This window comes from Algoriphagus antarcticus, assembly GCF_002150685.1.
In the GTDB taxonomy this organism is placed as follows: domain Bacteria; phylum Bacteroidota; class Bacteroidia; order Cytophagales; family Cyclobacteriaceae; genus Algoriphagus; species Algoriphagus antarcticus.
The window spans coordinates 1-16,811 of the sequence record NZ_MSSW01000019.1 but is presented as its reverse complement, the minus strand read 5'-3'; the positions used below and the strand labels follow the sequence as shown (position 1 = coordinate 16,811).

Genomic DNA, 16,811 nt, shown 5'->3' with positions numbered 1-16,811 from the left:
GTTTGACAAAAAATGGATTATGACTCATCTTTATTTTAAATTATTTTAAACCCATGGCAGACAAGGCCCTGATAGAAAAGGCTAAAAAAATCTTTGAAAACTTTCTTTCAAAACAAGGAAGCAGGAAAACACCTGAAAGATTTTCGGTAATAGACGAACTTTACTCTCTTCCAGAAGATGAGCATATGGACGTGGAGGGACTATTTCTCAGCATGAGAAATAAGGGATATACCATCAGTCGAGCGACAATTTACAATACCCTTGACTTATTGGTGGAAAGCGGTTTGGCCGTAAAACACCAGTTCAAAGACAAGGTAGCACTTTACGAACAAGCGCTCACCTATAAGCACCATGATCACCATGTGTGTAATCAGTGCCGCAAAATCAGGGAATTTTCTGATCCCAAAATCAATGAGATTAAAGAAATTGTAGGTAAATCCTTTCAGTCAGCTATCACTAGCCACGCACTTGTACTTTATGGAGATTGTGAAATTGAAAACTGCGAAAACTTACAAGAGATTTAAGGAGGTTATTTTTAACCGCCGAGAACGCTAAGATTTCGCAGAGAGCAAAGTGGGTTCGCTTGTATCTTCATAATTTAACTTAATAAATGCAGTCTCCAGACTGCCTTCGCCGCCTTTCGTGCCTGTGCACCTTGAGGTATCGCAGCAACGAAAACGTTAGATTCTCTGATCATGCTTAAAACTCAGATGTTAGCTTCTTATGTCCGTGAAGACCTGCATCCCGGCAAGAGAGGAAAGAAAATCGGCGGTTTAGTAATTTCTACTCGCTACTCGACTGCATTCTCCGTGAAAAACTCCGTGCTCTCCGCGGTTAAATCTTTCATTTAAGAAAAAATCCTCCTGTAGATAGGTTTGCGGTACAAGAACTGCAAGTAAATCGCTGGGTACAGTAGTAAAGTAGCCAAGCCAAAAGGTCCTGAAAATTCCACTTCATCCTTGATTTCCGCCTGATCTCCAAGATTTATAATCCGATGTTTATGCCTCCATTTTTTTAGGAAAAAAGGGAGCTTTACCCCTTCATCCACAAAATAGTATTCAGCATCGGTAGTTTTACTTTCCGTGATTTCGCTGGTCCACTGCTGCTTGAAAAGCAAAAAATTCAATTCCAGCGAAACCAAATCGCCAATTTCAGATCCATCAAACCGCGCTAATTTCACGGGAGGAAATGGCGGGCTAAGCTTGGTGAAGAGTGTCTCGTCAAACCCATTTTTTACCGATAGGTAGTTTTGATTGACCTTAGTAGATAGATTGATTTTCATTTTTTCAGAAACTAATTACAAATAAAAGAAAGAGAATCAACCAGATACCATCCATAAAATGCCAATAAAAGGTAAATAAGCGTAGCCTCATCTTTTCAAAAGGGTTGGTGTGAAAAAGTAACTTGTGGACGACATCATTGCTGCCTTTGGCTAGCTGGAAATATAGAATCAGCGCGAAAATCATTGCGCCAAGAAGGTGGAAAATATGAATGCCACTCAGTACGTATAAAAAACTCCCACTCGGAATGCCAGTGAACTCAATGCCTTTTGCATCTAATTCATACCATCCTACGACTTGCAGTATTGTGAATATCAATCCCAATACAACTGTAATTTTAAGTGATCCTAATAGCTTTTCAGTATTTTCTTCCTGATAGGCAAGTCTGATAGAGGTAGCCGAAAATCCGCTGACTATCAGCAGGAACGTAGAAATAAGAAAGGCTGTCGGAACAGTCTGATTCATTCCTGAAAGGAGATTTCGGGCAGAAAAGAGAAATGCAAAGGTCAGGAACAAAAATATAAGTCCACTCCCCAGCATTCCTAAATAGAGCATAGTTTCGTACGGATGAAGATTTTCAATCCGCTGAAACAGAGTGAGCTGTTGTTTGTACTTAGTCATTATTCTGAAAACATTCAAATGGGGCGAAGGTTCAGAAAATTGTAAAACAACTTTTGTTTTATGGCTTGAAGTACTTATTTACTTCAGTTCGGAATGTTGCATCGGTTCGTGTCTCACGAACGGAAACTTGATGTTTGTGATGACACCAACAAGGGTGGAGTCATCGCTACCTCTGTTCATGCCTGTGCGCCGGGGCGTATCTCAGAAACGGACTATTGATATGTGTAAAGAGCTGATTGCCGTCAAGGCAGGCACGAACATCGGCAATGTAATGAAACGAACATCGGCAATGTAGTGACACAAATATCGGCGAAAAGCCTCTACTCATTTTCAAAGCTTGGCTTCAGCCGGATAAAAGCCAGTTCATTTGGTTGTTTCAAAAATGAATAGATCGAGCCATTATGTACAAATGTCTTTCCTTCGAAATATTTACCCATAATCGGAATACTGCTTTGAAGCTTTTGCTCATGGATCTGATCGAGTTTTTCGTCAAAAACAGTTAATACAAACACATACTTTGGTTTCTGCGGATCGCTACTATCCAACTCACGGCTATACCGATAGAATCGCTGAGCCTTATGATCCTTGACCAGCGGGCCGAAAACTACCTCATCATTTTTGCGCTTGACCCAGTACATATAGAGCCGCTGATCAGTGATGTCTTGTCGATATTTTCCTGATTTCTGATTGGCAGTAAGGTTACTATGAAAGGACTTATGAATTACAGAGTCACTTTCAGAATCGTAATACCACAATTCATTGCTCGCTGAGGTAGATAGGATAATGTCAGGACCATTTAGCAGCAAGAACTTCAATTCCGGAGAACTGTTTCTCCTGCCAATATCATAGTCCACTGTGATGGTATATTCCTTCAGTTGATCCCAAAAGTCAATGGGAATAAGCTTCACAGATTTGTCCAACAGATTTATCTTTGCTATACCCATTACAATGCCTCCTACTTTGAAATTGCCATAGAAACTGGCCAAATAGGCTCCATCAGACGAAATTTCTCCCAAACCGTCTATCTCTGTGTCAAAGGGCAAGCGATCTCCAGACAGTTCTCTGTTGATAAGTTCGTAGGAATCGATTTTCTTACCTGCCGAATTGAGCTTGTGGATCACCCGATATTCTTTGAAAAAGGTGTCTCCAAAGAGGGTTTTCTTGATTCCGAAAGGGAAATACTGTTTGACACTATTTGGCCCACGCAGTTTGTAGTTGATGACACTATCAAGGGTAAGGCTTTCCATATTGATTACTTCTACACGGCCGGATTCGGGGGTCAGATTGTACAAAAGCCCTTCATTTACAGCATAATCGGACATGTTAAGATCCATGTCCAAATAAATCTGCTCCTCGCCTGCATCTACATGAACCGTATCCAGGACGTAATTAAAATCGGGAGTTACATTGGCCGTCGGAAGTTGTACCTCTACAGTTTTTTCCTCGCAGGAGATAAGAAGGAGAAAAAGAATTGCGGAACCGTGAAGTTTCATGTTCTAAAAAGTAGGTTCAAAAATCCATAAAGCCAACTTATTGGCACTGTTCATATTGTGTTTAAGAGACTTGCATATTTTTTTCCCGCGTTTTTGCGGAGAATAACATTCCTAATCTCCGCACGACTGATGACCCATGTATTAAAAGTATGCTGATATTATATCCAGTAAAATATTTCTATTCATAGTCATATTTAGGTGTTAAGACCTCAAAAGCCATTTCGTCATCAAAATTTATAAATCGGTAGATTTTTCCATTTCTTAAAAACTTCTCCCCATGGTAATTGCCCAAACCATCCTCTTCATGAAGCAAATTGAAGTCCTCATCGAAAATGGAAAGAACACCATTCCACTCTAATTCTCCATCTGATTTAAGCTCACTTATATGACTGACCCTATAATATAGGTTGTGCTCAGCATCATACATAAAATCACCAAAGTGCGGTTCTTTGGATTTTAAGTCCCAAGCCACCTGAAACTCTTCCACACTTCCAACTTTTCTGGTATAGTCCCCAGGATTTCGTGCCGGTAATAACTCAGTTTCATAAGAATAAACTTTCAAAGAATCTCGATCCAAATCATAAACTGAGACACCATTTACAGGTCCCTGCGAAATCAAAATTTTGGAGCCATTCACTAGTAGAAAAGTTTGATCCCCCGCGAAGGAAGTACGTCCATTCATTTCAAGCTGAATCTGGTAATCCTGTAGTGCTTTTAGTGCTGGAATATCTATCAGCTGTAACTTTTTGGTGTTCAGATCCATTAGTACTATTCCGTCTTGCTGAGGCTTACCTGGAATATGAGAAGCTGTGTACATTCCAAAATAAGTGGCTCCGTCGGAAGAAATTATATCGTTGAAAAATACTAATTCTCCATTTTCCAGTTGATTTAGGATCTCTTCATCTTTGGTCCAATTGAACGCTCTTTTTACCTTTCCTTCCGTGTCAAACTCTTTGATGCCCCCATATACTGAAAAATAGTAGTCTCCCAAATCCGTAACATGGGTACGCAAAATTCCCCTCGGACCAATTCCATTCGGTCCTTCCTTTTCCAATGGTATTGAATCCAAAAATTCTAACTTTTCGAGATCCACAATATCCAGTCTGGTCATGGGCTCATTGTACGTGAAAAGTTTGTTAGAATCCGGAGATAGGCTGGCTCCCATCAGACCTTGATTAAGGAAAAAGAGTACGCCTTTGGAATCCACAAGGACTGTGTCCAGCTGATAAGAGAATCGGAAATCCTCGTTTTTGCCGTCGGAGGATTTATCCGAAGAGCAGCTGGCAAGAGCTAGTAAGAGGAGTAAAAGTATGTTCTTATTCATCAGTAAAGTTTGGTTTAATGCGTATAAAAGCCAGTTCATCATCGATATTCAGGAACACGTAAGGCATCCCGTCCCGAATTCGGAAGCTATAAGGGAACACAAATTCTGCCGGGAGCTGAGCCTCGCCAAGTAGTTCAAAGTCTTGATCAATTGCCGTTACTACAGTTTTGAAAATAAGACTATCTTCCCCGACGACCCGGTCCAGTTCCTTTGAAAACCTCCAACGATAACCTGTCTTTTGATCTAATTCCCATGGACCAAAATTGACTTTTTTGAGATTCTCCCCTCTCAATTTATTGAATTCATTCGGATCAGATACAGTTTTCAATTTCCCTGGCACTTGCTCATTACTGGTAAGTTTGCTCTCATATTTTTTGGTGATCAAGGAATCCTGAGCCAAATCGTAAATCATAAGCATGTTTTTGGAGCTAGGAGAAAAATAATTTTTCCTCACTCGACTCAAAAAATACGGCACCAGAATATCCACCTCTTACCTGTCCGTCTATTTCTAGGACTAAGTTGTTTTCAGTGATGAAATCAAGTGCATTAGTTGAAATTATTTTCCCCGATTCCTTCTCCAAGTCTATCCAGACAATCCCATCCGGTTTTTGCCCAATTCCAGAGTCGTCGTATAATCCTGCTAGAAACCTTCCATCTGTGGAAATCCCCTGAGATTGTATATTGATGGTTTTACTCGGAGGGAGTATTTCTGTGATAAATTCCTCTCTTGCCAGTGTGATTTGCTTTGTCTTTTGCAAGTTGGCATCCAAGTAGTTCAGCGTATAGTTATTGGAAAAAAGAAATCCTCCATCATCCAGAGCTATCACTTCGGAAGGGAAACCAATCCCATTTGGACCTTCTTTTTCTAGTTGAATAAGTGAATCAAGGCTCAAGGTCTTCTGATTTATTTTCTCCAGGATTTGTTCCATCACATTCATATTGTATAGAAATTTCTGTGAAGGATCTAGCGTAGAAACATTCAAGAAGTATTGCAAAAAAAGAATTTCATCCCCGGAATCAACGCGAACGGTATCCAAAGAAACGGAGAAACTGCGTTGCTCAGTATTCTCAAAAGGCTTGCTACACGAATTCAAACCTGCAGCAAGCAGTAGAAGTATTAGGTATTTATTCGTCATCAAATGTTGGTTTTAGTCTTACGAAAGCCATCTCGTCGTCGATATTGATAAAACTATAAAGCATTCCATCTTTAAAGAATCGGCTGTTTGAATTGGTAAAATTCTCTAAAGTCTGCTCCGTAAGCATATTATAGTCGGTATCAAAAAGTGTAACCACATCTTTGGTCACCACCGAATCCGCAATCATTCTATCCATATCACTGCTAAATCTCCAAATCAGACTTTCCTCCTTCTGGTGGTACATCGGCCCAAATCGGACTTGCTTCATTTTTTCTTTAGATGCTGCAAAAAGTGCCTCTCGAGTATCTACTTGTGACGGAAAGTTTTTGATCCGCTCATTTCCAGTGAGATTTGCTGCATACGTCTTATGAATCAAGCTATCTGTAGTGACGTCATAAAGGAAGATCTCATTCATGGCAGTATTACTCAGCACCAATTGCCCCTCTATAAACTTCATATAGGCCGACTCCCCCATGGACATGCTGGATGTTCCTCCTTCTGTTTTCATTTCCAACATAATCCGAAACTCGTCCAGCTTTGATATGGCGTCGGTAGGTACAAATTTCACTTCCATGTTTTCGATAGTGATCACTGCCAGTCCTTTGGCTGGGGATTTGAAATCCTCGTCTTCCATTTGACCAATATAGATTTTCCCGTCAGGCGAAAAAGTCCCCATATAACTCACCTTATCTGTTTCGCCGAACGCATACCCGGTCAAAGTAGTTGGATCAAACTCATATTTCTTCAACAACTCACCTTTAGGACTTATTTCCACAATTCTATTGAAATCAAAAAGCATCAGGTTTCCATTTCCGATTACCTGAAGCCTGGAGATAAAACCTCCACCCACACCATTTGGACCTTCTTTTTCCAGCTGTATGGTTTCTTTCAGAGTCAAAGCATCCAGATCTACCACCTCCAGGAGAAGTGTTTGGGGGTTGAGATTGTAGAGTAACTTTCCATCTTCGGTGATATCAGCGATCCCCAAGCCCCAGTTTAGGAAAAAGAAATGGTCTCCAGGGTCCACCATAACGGTATCAATGGAATAAGAGAAATCAATGTCAGCTGTGGAATTTTCATCTGATCCATTATTTGAAGAGCAGCTGATTAGTACAAGTACAAAAGGAACTAATACGTATTTATTCATAAGAAATAGTTGGTTTAAGCCTTACAAAGGCCAGTTCATCATCGATATTCAAAAACATATACAGGTTGCCTTTGCGGCAAAAGCTAAGGGAAGGAAGTCCATCAAAAGGGAGTGCATCACCATCGACGAGTTTGGTTTCTGCAAGTTGATTCAAGTTCTTGTCCAAGACGGTAATCACAAAGGCGAACTCAGGATTGGCTACCGATCCCCCATTTTTCTCCCGACTGATCCTCCAATAATATTCTCGCTCCCCATCGTAAATCCAAGGTCCGAAAGTCACTTCCTGCTTTTTCAGCTCGTAGAATTCCTCAAACTGCGCTACAGAATTGGCCTTCTTGGGATAAAGTCCGGGTTTTTCATCAGGTAGAAGATCACTTGTAAGTTTCACTTCTCGCTGTTCTCCAGAGGATAGATTAATAGTAAGAAGCCGATTTTGAGCGGAATTTGAATGTATAACTTCCTCATCAGTCAATGAAATAAAACTCCGTTCTCCAGCTCTAGCACCAGCCCGCTCACCATCTGGAGAAGACAATTCGTACTTGTCGAGTGAATGGAATACGTCCAACGGGATTAATCTCTTCGTGCGCATCTTAAGATCAAGCACAGCCAAACCTTGAAGTCCATCGCCATCGCGGAGATAATCTCCATAGTGACTGACGAAGTTTTGCCCTGAGCGGGTGATTTTTCCCATGCCGCCAATATTCATTTTGTCCGGAAGTGTATCTCCCGAAAAACTTTCATTGTTGACGCGAAACTCTCCGATTTTCTCATCCGCTGCATTGAGATGGATAATAGATCGATAGTCTGTAAACCACTTCTCGCCTGATTCTGTGATTTTGATTCCCGAGGTGAACATTTCTTTGACTGCATTTGGTCCATCCTGATCGTACTGGATCAGTTCCTGCAATTCACCCTTATGCATATTGATCACTTCCATCCGGCTGGTTTCCGGATTGAGGTTATACAAAAGATCGGTTTTGGGATCGTAATCTGACATGTAAAGCCCCATATTCAGAAATAGAAACTCATCCTTGGCAGCTATATGAACTGTGTCGATTTCATAGGTGAAATTGATTGCTTCTACCTGAGTATTCTCAGCGCTTTCTTTTGAAGCACAACTGGCTAAAGCCGCCAAAATTAATAGGAATACTAGGCTAGTTTTTTTCATAATTTTTTAAAAATCAAAAGTGAATACTGCAAATCCCAGCTCATCGTCCACATTGACATAGCTCCAGAGCTTTCCGTCTTTGAAGAAGGGATTGGTTGGCCTATTAAAAATAGGTAGTAAGGATTCGCCAATCAAAGTGAACTTTTGGTCATAGGCATGTAGAAATATTTCACTGGAAATAATTTGTTGTAGACTGTCCATCTCAGTTGGTTTTCTGGAAAAACGGAAATAGAGCTCCCTTTTTTCATCCCAAATCAATGGCCCGAAAAACATCCCTCCAAAGAAACGACCCATTTCCTCACTATATTCCTCGATTGATTCTACTTGCCACTTGAGTTGGATATCATTTGCTACCGGACTTAACTTGTGAACAAAAGAATGATAGGTCAAAGAATCAGTCTCCTGATCATAGCGATAAAAAGCAGCCGAAGCAGGGCTTGAAATCAGAATCTGATTATTCAGCTCATGGAGATGTAAAGTCTCCTGAAAAGAATAGCCCCCCATATAAACTACTTTAAGGTCAGTGATCCAATCTAGCTCAGGAATCGAAAACTCTTTGATTTCAAAACTTTCCAAATCGACCCGTGCAAAGGATCGGGAACCCATAAAACGAGTTCCGGGAATTGAAAAGAGACTTTTTTGATCCTTGGAAAGGATAATCCCATAATCCAACTCATCCAAATCCGATGATATAGGAAGCGATGAAATCGAGAGTTCTTTATCCTTGCTCCCTGAGGCATCAAAAATTCCCAGCCTGCGGTAGGAAGTGATCAGAAACTGATCCTCGCCTAGGTATCGTGTCGAAAAAACCATGGTGCTGATTCCATTTGGCCCTTCTACCTCAAAGTCATAATCTTTTTCCCAGACTAACTTATCCAAATTGATCTGCTGAATCTGGTATGAATGTGAATTGTATAGAAAGACATACTTTCTGTCTTCGGAAATCGAGGATTCGGAATAGCCTCTTCTCATGTCCAGGATTTTCCCTCTTGAATCTATCATCACGGTATCGATAGTAATAGATAGGTCTTCAAGGATATTCCTAGCTTCAGCGGATTCGAAATCGTTATTGCCACAAGCAGAGAGTAAGGCGACAATTGAAATCGTGAGTAGTTTTTTCATGGGTCTAAAAATCAAAAGTGAACACCGCAAATCCCAGCTCATCGGCCACATTGACAGAAGACCAGAGCTTACCGTCCTTCCAGAAGTAACCGGAAGGGACTGCCTCTATTCCTTCGATCTTGGTCTCACCCAGCACATTGAAATCCTCATCGTATGCAAATAGGTAAACCTCAAAAGTGGAGGGATCTTCACGGCTTTCACCAAAATAGGTCTTTAGGCCAAGTCTCAAGTACATTTCCCGCGTTTCGTCCCATTTGATGGCCATGTAATTCAGCTGCTTATATACTTTTCTACTGTCTTCCTGAAATGTGGCTTCATCGTTATATTCTTTCATTACTGTGATATTCCACTCATTGGGCACGGTCTGGTGCTGGATATCTATGAATTCAACACTATCCTTCGCAGGATCCAATCGGTAAAAACCGCTCATAGGAGCTGCGGAAATCAACACGAACCCGTTTTCTTTTTCTATAAAGTCACTTACACCAAAAAAGTTAATCATCGTGTTTTCGCCAGATTTTGTCAAGTAGGTTCTACTAAAATCGCTGACAGATTTCATCTCTGGGATTGGCAGTGAGGTTACTTTTTTGCTTTGGGGGACTATTATAAAAAGCTCCTTTTCCGCGTTACCTTCTCTGTAAGGCTGCGTGTAAATCTGATTTTTTTGAAAATCATAAACTGCTCGTTGATATAATTTTTGGTAGTCATTTGCCAGTTCCGAATCTATACCCTCTGGGACCACTTTTAGATTTTCGGTTATTTCTCCTGCGATGTTGAATTTGGCATAACTGACATAGCTCTGGATTGCTAGTTCGTCATTTGGACCAATTTGAAAATCTGAGATGTAGGGGCCAATGCCGTTAGGACCTTCTTTCTGAAATTCTGTTTTGCTGATCAATTTCAATTCATTCAAATCTACTTGGGTGAGTTTCAACGGGTCATTTTCAAAAAACACTAATCTCCCTTTGTCCTGAGTGAACCCAGTACGTCCAAGTCCGTAGGGGATAACAAAAAAGTCATCGCCCGCATCTACTATCACCGTATCCACTGAGTATGTCAGATTCTCAAGGATATTTTTAGTTTCAGTAGATTCGGAATCTTTACCGTCACAGGAAGCAATTAAGGCAAGAAGTGAAATCGCCAGTAGCTTTTTCATAGTTGGTTAAAAATCAAATGTGAATACCGCGAAGCCGAGCACGTCCTCGACATTGACATAGGAATAGAGCTTGCCGTCTTTCCAGAAAAAGGAATAATCAATCCTATCTTTTAATTCCAATTTTGATTCACCAAGTAGATTGAAATTCTGATCGTAAGCCAAGAGGTAATATTCATATTTGTTGGGTTCATCGGGATTATTTCCCGGTAATACTTTCATTGCTAATCGAGAAAACAGATTTCTACTTTTGTCCCATTTAGGATCTTGGTAGATAATCTGGGAGTTGATTCTTGCCATTTCTTTTAGGAAATCCCCACTTGAATGCAGCTGATTGGTGACCTCGCCAGATAGCCGGTTTGGAACTAATTGATGATTGATTTCAATAAACTTGAGATTGTCAGTTTGTGGATCATACTCATATAGGTCTCCCATAGCAGAACAGGCAATTAAAATTTTTTCATCATGTTTTGATAAATAAACTCTTTGGGCTGAGGCCTGAAATGATCCATTATCCTCGGATAGGATAGAGTATTTTTTGACGATTTCCATTTCTGGAGTATCAATAATCTTGGCAGTTTTAGTTTGTAGATCAATGCTAATCAGACCCAATGTTTCAGAGCCTTCGTCCAATGGCCAAGCATAAATTTTTTGATTTTCCCAATCATAAAAAGAATTGCCGTATAGGCTGAAAAAGTTTTTTGCCAATTCAGAATCTATTCCTTCAGGCTCAATTTTTAAATCTTTGACCTTAGTTCCACTTTGGTCAAAGATTCCTAATCCGGTATTTCCCATTAAAAAAAGTTTTCCATCGGGACCTACATCGATTTTTGCTACAAAACTTCCAATACCATTTGGTCCTTCTACCTCAAATGCTTTTTTTCCAAGCAATTTTTTTGATTCCAAATCAACTTGAAGAAGCTTTGGAGGCATATTCTCGAAGTAAAACAAGCGCTTCCCATCTTCACTGAGATCCAGAGAGCGTATGCCAAAAGATAAATTAAAGAGATCATCTCCTGCATCTACCATTACTGTATCTACTGAATAAGTAAGGTTTTCCAGAATATTTTTAGCTTCAGTGGATTCAGACTCTTGGCCTCCACAGGCAGATAATAAGGCGAGAAGTGAAATCGTCAGTAGTTTTTTCATGGGTTTAAAAGTTAAAAGTGAACACCGCAAAGCCCAGCTCATCCTCCACATTGACATAAGAGTATAGTTTGCCATCTTTGAAGAAAGGAAAGGAAGGTGTGACTATTAATTCTTCTAGCTGTGTCTCTCCCAGTAAATTCATATCCTTGTCAAAAGCCAGCAAAAACACATCATTTTTGGCTTTGATCTCTGGATCAGCATTAGACTTCCTTATACTGGCAATTCTGAAAAAATACTGCCTGCTATCATCCCAGAGCAAAGGGCCATATCTGATTTGGGTATTTATCTTTTCAATTTCTGCATTCCAAACATCCACATCCGTCAACTTCCTTTGACCGGGAGGATCAGTTTTTGACCTAGGGATGGACTGGATTGGAAAGGAATAGAGTTGCAAAGAATCTGCCTTCGGATCATATGCGTAGAGATCGCTTGTAGCACTTGAGCTAATGTAAAATTTGCCGTTTTGATCCAATAGGAAAATGTCCTCAGCCTGTACATTGATAATTTCCTTACTGGTTAGCGTTAGCGTAAAGTCTAAATTGATCTCCAGTGCAGGTAGTGTCATCAGCTTTCCATCCAGACTTTTGCGATCGATCACTGCCAGTTCCATTTTATTTTCCGTACTGAAAACTGATCCAGGCAAGGTGTAATATCGCTCCAGATCATGGCTCACTCTCAGATTGTTGTTTTGCAGTTCTTTGCTTTCGGCGATACCCTTTACATCCTCCTTATCCAATCTGATATCCTGCAACTTTTGGCCTTTGAAATCAAAAATAGCGGCATCTTGAAAAGTGCCTATTAGCAAACTGCCTTCTGAAATTGCGCTTATTTGCCAGAGGTAATTTCCCACACCGTTTGGCCCCTCTTTTTCAAAAGGGATTTTCCCCTTTAATTGGAGCAAGTCTAGATCGATTACGGATAGTTTGGCCTCTTCCTCACTAAAAATATACATTTGACTCCTGTCTTGAGAGACATCGGATAAGCGAAGGCCGTTGGAAAGATTTATGATTTCTTCGCCGGGATCGACGACCACAGTATCAATTGAATAAGTGAGGTTTTCGAGAATATTACCCGATTCAGATTTCTGAGAACTTCCACTTTCACCGCAGGAAGCAAGGACGATAAGTAATAGAAGAGGTAGTAGTTTTTTCATGATGTGGGTTTCAAAAATCAAAATTGATAATGATGAATCCGGGATCTTCCTCCATAACGGTGAAGCCATACAGTATCCACAGAAAAGGAGAGATTTAATAGAATATTACCCGATTCAGAGGTGTCAGATTCTTTGCCTGCGCAGGCAGATAATAAGGCGAGAATTGAAATCGTGAGTAGTTTTTTCATGGGTTTAATAGTTAAAAGTGAATACTGCAAAGCCCAGCTCGTCTTCGACATTGACATAAGACCAAAGTTTGCCGTCTTTGAAGAAGGGAGAGGAAGGAACTTGATCTAAATCTTCCAAAAGTTTTTCACCGATCAACTTCAAATCAGCATCGTATGTAAATAGATAGACTTCAGCTTTTGCAGGAGCTTCTTCATCTGCTTTTGGAAGCATTTTTCTACCGAATCTGAAGAAATGCTTGCTGCTGTCATCCCACATCATTTTCTCAAATCCAACCTGGCTTGATGCTTTTTCCATTTCGGCCCTCCATTCTTCTTCAGAAGAAACTTTGTTTTTGATCGTACCCGTTTTGGCTGGTGGCACTAACTGATGTGGGAAATGAAAAAGCTGCAACGAATCAAGCTGATAGTTATAGCGGTAAATGTCAGACGTTGCTGAAGTGCTGATGTAAAGCTGGCCATCGAATTCTTGTAGGTTGACATCTTCCACATAAATAGACATCATGTCAGTACTTTGAAGAAGAATTCTAAATTCTGCAGCCTTATCCATTGCTGGTATATCTTCTACCTTTCCTGATTTATTACTAGGATCCAAAATGGCCAAATCTCTTGATCCTTCCATAAAATCTCCAGGAAGTGAGAAAAGCCGCTTGCCATCCGCAGACTGGGTCAGTTTATAGTTCATCGGAGCTTCGCCTTCAACCTCCACTCCTGAGTAATCCTGTGGTTTAAGCTTGAGGTCTTGCGTTTTGATCCCATTTCTATCAAATATCCCAGAAGTCTGGAAACTCGATAGTAAAAATTTTTCACCATCCAGCAGCTGCATGGTTCCGACATATTGACCTATCCCATTGGGACCTTCCACTTCGAAGGTCAGAAACTCTTCGAGCTCTAATCTGTCTAGATTGATCACAGCAATTTGATGGGCCTTCTGGGTAAACATATATAGTTTCTTCTTGTCATCAGAAAGGCTAGAAAGTCTCAATCCTCCTGAAAGGTCGATAATTTCCTCACCCGGATCCACCACAAGCGTATCCAAAGTATAAGTGAGGTTTTCCAGAATATTACCCGATTCAGAGGTGTCAGATTCTTTGCCTCCGCAGGCGGATAGTAAGGCGAGAATTGAAATCGTCAGTAGTTTTTTCATGAGTTTAATAGTTAAATGTAAATACTGCAAAGCCGAGCTCATCCTCCTCATTGACATAGGAGTAGAGCTTACCGTCTTTGAAGAATGGTTTTTGAGGAAGTTGATTTAAATCATCTAGCTGAGTTTCAACGAGTAGATTTAAATAAGAGTCGTAGGTAAAAAGAAATATGTCGAACCTCTCCTCCAAGACTTTATTTTCATTTTGAATTTTCTTTCTTCCGATTCTGAAATATTGCTGTCGCTGATCATCCCATAAAAACTTCTCATAACCTGTTTGATATAAGATTTTGGCACCCTCGGCTTCAAATTCTTTCTCATCGTTGACTTCATTTTTAATATCCGCCGCTTGCCTCGGTAGAACCAATCTGTGCGGGAATTCAACCAATTGAAGAGAATTTTTTAGATAGTCATACACATAAATATCAGTGTATGCGGTGCTGGTGATAAATAATTTTTCATTTAGGATTTGAAGATGAACGCGTTCACCTATATACATGTAGAGATCAGGCGTACTATACCTTACCGAAAATTTCAAGGTCTCTACCATTCTAGGCAAAGAAATGGTTCTTCCAGTTTTGGATTGGTGGTCAATAACCATCACCTGGACCTCTGAAGAAGAAGGATTTGATTTAGCCAATGCAAATAGGTATTTCTCATCGTGGGATAGAATCGCTTGATTTGTAATCAACCCTTCCTCATCCACATTTAAACCTTCTATTTCGCGAAAGTTGAATTTTAAGTTTTTCTCCTTTTCACCATTCTTAAAATAAGTAGCGACATTTATTAAGGGAGATACAAATAAAAACCGCTCATTTTTTAGGGCATAGATTGAGGGGGGATTAAAGCCGATTGAATTCGGACCTTCCTTGGAAAAGGCGTGTTTTCCTACCAATTCAAGTTTATCCAGATCTATTTCATTGAGAAGGGCTTGGTCGCGTTCGAAATAATAATAGGAATTCAAATCAAGCGAAACTGAAGAATAAAATGCTCCGGAGGACAAGTTGATGATCTCGTTTTTAGCATCGACCACTAGCGTATCGACTGAGAAAGTCAGGTTTTCCAGAATATTCCCCGATTCAGAGGTTGCAGATTCTTTGCCCCCACAGGCAGAAAGTAAGGCGAGAAGTGAAATCGTCAGTAGTTTTTTCATGGGTTTAAAAGTTAAATGTGTACACGACAAATGCCGGATTTTCGTCCTGCACCCATCTCCTATAAAGTTTGCCATCTTTCATAAAACTGCCATAAGGCATAGTAGTCAACCTGTCCACCTCCGTTTCACCGGTCAGATTCAATTCTTTGTCATAAGAAAATAGGTAGATATCGGCTTTGATAAACTTGCCCTCGTCGTTGTATTGATAGTTCATGGACCCCATTCGGAAATAGGATTTCCGGGTCTCATCCCAATAAAACTGTCCATAGGAAATCTGCTTGGTCAGCTCTCTGGCCGCTGCCCGATAGCTTTCCCTAGAATCCATATTTTTGGTGACTTCACCAGTTTTGGTAAGCGGAACAACCTGATGTGGAAAACTGTGAAGTTGCAGAGAATCAGTCTTCCAATCGTAGGAATAAATTTCTGCCGTGGCACCACTGTAGATCAGGAATTTGTCATTTAGGAACTGGATTCTCTGGTAATCCCCCGAAGCCATGGCTCCATTTCCTTCCCTGAAGACGATTTGGAAATTGCTTGATAGCGCAAGTGCTGGAAGATCTAGGATTTTCGCACTCATTTCATTGGTATTGATTACCGCAAGACCTTCGATAGGTTCTCCAAAGGTATTTGGCAGGCTGAGGATAGTGGATTTATCTGGACAGATGTGAATGGAATTCGTCAGAGAATAGCCCGCGTCATTGGGTATGCCATCAATATTTTCTGGCTGCAGTTTGTAGCCGTTCACCTTTTCTCCTGTCATTTTATATATGCCTGTTTGGGAATAGTTGGCGAAGAAAACTTCCTCATTGGGAAGCATCTGCATGTAATTAAGGTAATCAGGGATGGCGTCAGGCCCGTCTTCTTCGAACACATGCCTTTCCACCAGCTTCAGGCTATTGAGATCGATCTCATGGATTTCATTTTCGGGATAAAAGAAATAGCCTTTGGACAGATCGGTATTGAAATCTTGGTGGTAATAGTTTCCGGGATTAAAAAGCTCCTCACCCACATCAACCTGGACGGTGTCCACGGAAAGGGAAAAGTTTTCGAGTGAGTTAGTAGCATTGGAGGAAGTTTCGGAGTTCTTTTTAGTTTCGCAAGAATACAGCGAAAATAATAGAGCTGAATAAAAAATCAATCTCTTCATAAACAGTTGCTTTAGCTATAAAACTAAAGAAACTGTACTATAATACCGATGCTAGAAAGTTAAAAAATCAAAAAATTCAGAGCGGGTAGCAATAAAATAAACATTCTCCTTTGTCTCCACTTGCTTTTTGCTGCTCGGGATTTGCAATCCTTAGTTCCTATCACAGGATTTTCAATCAGTAATTCTAGATCAAGGAGACTTGATTAGCACTTTCAAATCTCTTAGGATTGCAGGGAGGTTTCCTTCAATTTCATCAAAAATAAAATCTGCATTCTCTTAGAATAGGTGTGACAAGTAAGTATCACCCCATTCGGGGCTCAGGAAAATCAACAAATCTTTAACCCTGCACTTCGTACAGGGTCATGAATAGTTAGGCTCCTTCGGAGCTGGCTAATAATACCAAGGATGCTTTTACCATTTGTTGACTCTGCTGCTT

15 protein-coding genes and 1 pseudogene are annotated in these 16,811 nt (G+C 40.4%); 1 reads left to right on the top strand and 15 read right to left on the bottom strand.

Features of this window, described 5'->3' with window-relative positions; genetic code table 11:
• Window positions 1-53 precede the first annotated feature (53 nt).
• Complete coding sequence (locus tag BVH04_RS08835) at window positions 54-524, top strand: Fur family transcriptional regulator (RefSeq protein ID WP_086541110.1); 471 nt, start codon at window positions 54-56, stop codon at window positions 522-524.
• Between the two features lie 323 nt (window positions 525-847).
• Here BVH04_RS08835 and BVH04_RS08830 read toward each other — a convergent pair whose 3' ends face one another.
• The 15 genes and pseudogenes from BVH04_RS08830 to BVH04_RS08755 form a co-directional block, all read right to left on the bottom strand.
• Window positions 848-1,282, bottom strand: coding sequence for an SRPBCC family protein (locus BVH04_RS08830; RefSeq protein ID WP_086541109.1), 435 nt, complete (start codon window positions 1,280-1,282; stop codon window positions 848-850).
• Window positions 1,283-1,286: 4 nt separating this feature from the next.
• Window positions 1,287-1,901 (bottom strand): cytochrome c oxidase subunit 3, encoded by a 615-nt coding sequence (locus tag BVH04_RS08825; protein WP_086541108.1) that lies wholly within the window; start codon window positions 1,899-1,901, stop codon window positions 1,287-1,289.
• A 320-nt stretch (window positions 1,902-2,221) separates the two neighbouring features.
• Window positions 2,222-3,394 carry a DUF4221 family protein gene (locus tag BVH04_RS08815; protein WP_086541106.1) on the bottom strand — a complete coding sequence of 391 codons (1,173 nt, stop codon included), beginning with the start codon at window positions 3,392-3,394 and terminating at the stop codon, window positions 2,222-2,224.
• Window positions 3,395-3,572: 178 nt separating this feature from the next.
• Window positions 3,573-4,718, bottom strand: coding sequence for a DUF4221 family protein (locus BVH04_RS08810; RefSeq protein ID WP_169714398.1), 1,146 nt, complete (start codon window positions 4,716-4,718; stop codon window positions 3,573-3,575).
• Window positions 4,711-5,854: pseudogene (locus BVH04_RS26480) on the bottom strand (DUF4221 family protein). Before BVH04_RS26480 ends, BVH04_RS08810 begins: the two are co-directional and overlap by 8 nt.
• Entirely contained in the window at window positions 5,844-7,001 is a 1,158-nt protein-coding gene (locus BVH04_RS08795; protein ID WP_086541102.1) for a DUF4221 domain-containing protein, read from the bottom strand. Before BVH04_RS08795 ends, BVH04_RS26480 begins: the two are co-directional and overlap by 11 nt.
• On the bottom strand, window positions 6,994-8,169 hold the full coding sequence (locus tag BVH04_RS08790) for a DUF4221 family protein (RefSeq protein WP_086541101.1): 1,176 nt from the start codon (window positions 8,167-8,169) through the stop codon (window positions 6,994-6,996). The genes BVH04_RS08795 and BVH04_RS08790 overlap by 8 nt, the downstream gene beginning before the upstream one ends.
• 6 nt (window positions 8,170-8,175) lie before the next feature.
• Window positions 8,176-9,291, bottom strand: a complete 1,116-nt coding sequence (locus tag BVH04_RS08785; protein ID WP_169714397.1) for a DUF4221 family protein — start codon at window positions 9,289-9,291, stop codon at window positions 8,176-8,178.
• A gap of 4 nt (window positions 9,292-9,295) precedes the next feature.
• Window positions 9,296-10,447, bottom strand: a complete 1,152-nt coding sequence (locus BVH04_RS08780; RefSeq protein ID WP_086541099.1) for a DUF4221 family protein — start codon at window positions 10,445-10,447, stop codon at window positions 9,296-9,298.
• A 6-nt stretch (window positions 10,448-10,453) separates the two neighbouring features.
• Entirely contained in the window at window positions 10,454-11,593 is a 1,140-nt protein-coding gene (locus BVH04_RS08775; protein WP_169714396.1) for a DUF4221 family protein, read from the bottom strand.
• Window positions 11,594-11,597: 4 nt separating this feature from the next.
• Complete coding sequence (locus tag BVH04_RS08770) at window positions 11,598-12,746, bottom strand: DUF4221 family protein (RefSeq protein WP_169714395.1); 1,149 nt, start codon at window positions 12,744-12,746, stop codon at window positions 11,598-11,600.
• A 17-nt stretch (window positions 12,747-12,763) separates the two neighbouring features.
• A complete protein-coding gene (locus BVH04_RS25425; protein ID WP_169714394.1) occupies window positions 12,764-12,934 on the bottom strand; it encodes a hypothetical protein in 171 nt (56 codons plus the stop codon).
• Between the two features lie 4 nt (window positions 12,935-12,938).
• On the bottom strand, window positions 12,939-14,078 hold the full coding sequence (locus tag BVH04_RS08765; protein WP_169714393.1) for a DUF4221 family protein: 1,140 nt from the start codon (window positions 14,076-14,078) through the stop codon (window positions 12,939-12,941).
• A 4-nt stretch (window positions 14,079-14,082) separates the two neighbouring features.
• Window positions 14,083-15,228: a DUF4221 family protein gene (locus tag BVH04_RS08760; RefSeq protein ID WP_169714392.1), complete on the bottom strand. Its 1,146-nt coding sequence runs from the start codon at window positions 15,226-15,228 to the stop codon at window positions 14,083-14,085.
• 4 nt (window positions 15,229-15,232) lie between these two features.
• A complete protein-coding gene (locus tag BVH04_RS08755; RefSeq protein ID WP_086541094.1) occupies window positions 15,233-16,375 on the bottom strand; it encodes a DUF4221 family protein in 1,143 nt (380 codons plus the stop codon).
• Window positions 16,376-16,811 lie beyond the last annotated feature (436 nt).

Excerpts from the sequence above, each read along its gene's own strand:
- BVH04_RS08810 (WP_169714398.1), bottom strand. The coding sequence starts at position 4,718 with ATGAATAAGAACATACTTTTACTCCTCTTACTAGCTCTTGCCAGCTGC.
- BVH04_RS08760 (WP_169714392.1), bottom strand. The coding sequence starts at position 15,228 with ATGAAAAAACTACTGACGATTTCACTTCTCGCCTTACTTTCTGCCTGT.
- BVH04_RS08825 (WP_086541108.1), bottom strand. The coding sequence starts at position 1,901 with ATGACTAAGTACAAACAACAGCTCACTCTGTTTCAGCGGATTGAAAAT.
- BVH04_RS08755 (WP_086541094.1), bottom strand. The coding sequence starts at position 16,375 with ATGAAGAGATTGATTTTTTATTCAGCTCTATTATTTTCGCTGTATTCT.
- BVH04_RS08815 (WP_086541106.1), bottom strand. The coding sequence starts at position 3,394 with ATGAAACTTCACGGTTCCGCAATTCTTTTTCTCCTTCTTATCTCCTGC.
- BVH04_RS08775 (WP_169714396.1), bottom strand. The coding sequence starts at position 11,593 with ATGAAAAAACTACTGACGATTTCACTTCTCGCCTTATTATCTGCCTGT.
- BVH04_RS08770 (WP_169714395.1), bottom strand. The coding sequence starts at position 12,746 with ATGAAAAAACTACTACCTCTTCTATTACTTATCGTCCTTGCTTCCTGC.
- BVH04_RS08780 (WP_086541099.1), bottom strand. The coding sequence starts at position 10,447 with ATGAAAAAGCTACTGGCGATTTCACTTCTTGCCTTAATTGCTTCCTGT.
- BVH04_RS25425 (WP_169714394.1), bottom strand. The coding sequence starts at position 12,934 with ATGAAAAAACTACTCACGATTTCAATTCTCGCCTTATTATCTGCCTGC.
- BVH04_RS08785 (WP_169714397.1), bottom strand. The coding sequence starts at position 9,291 with ATGAAAAAACTACTCACGATTTCAATTGTCGCCTTACTCTCTGCTTGT.
- BVH04_RS08765 (WP_169714393.1), bottom strand. The coding sequence starts at position 14,078 with ATGAAAAAACTACTGACGATTTCAATTCTCGCCTTACTATCCGCCTGC.
- BVH04_RS08835 (WP_086541110.1), top strand. The coding sequence starts at position 54 with ATGGCAGACAAGGCCCTGATAGAAAAGGCTAAAAAAATCTTTGAAAAC.
- BVH04_RS08790 (WP_086541101.1), bottom strand. The coding sequence starts at position 8,169 with ATGAAAAAAACTAGCCTAGTATTCCTATTAATTTTGGCGGCTTTAGCC.
- BVH04_RS08795 (WP_086541102.1), bottom strand. The coding sequence starts at position 7,001 with ATGAATAAATACGTATTAGTTCCTTTTGTACTTGTACTAATCAGCTGC.
- BVH04_RS08830 (WP_086541109.1), bottom strand. The coding sequence starts at position 1,282 with ATGAAAATCAATCTATCTACTAAGGTCAATCAAAACTACCTATCGGTA.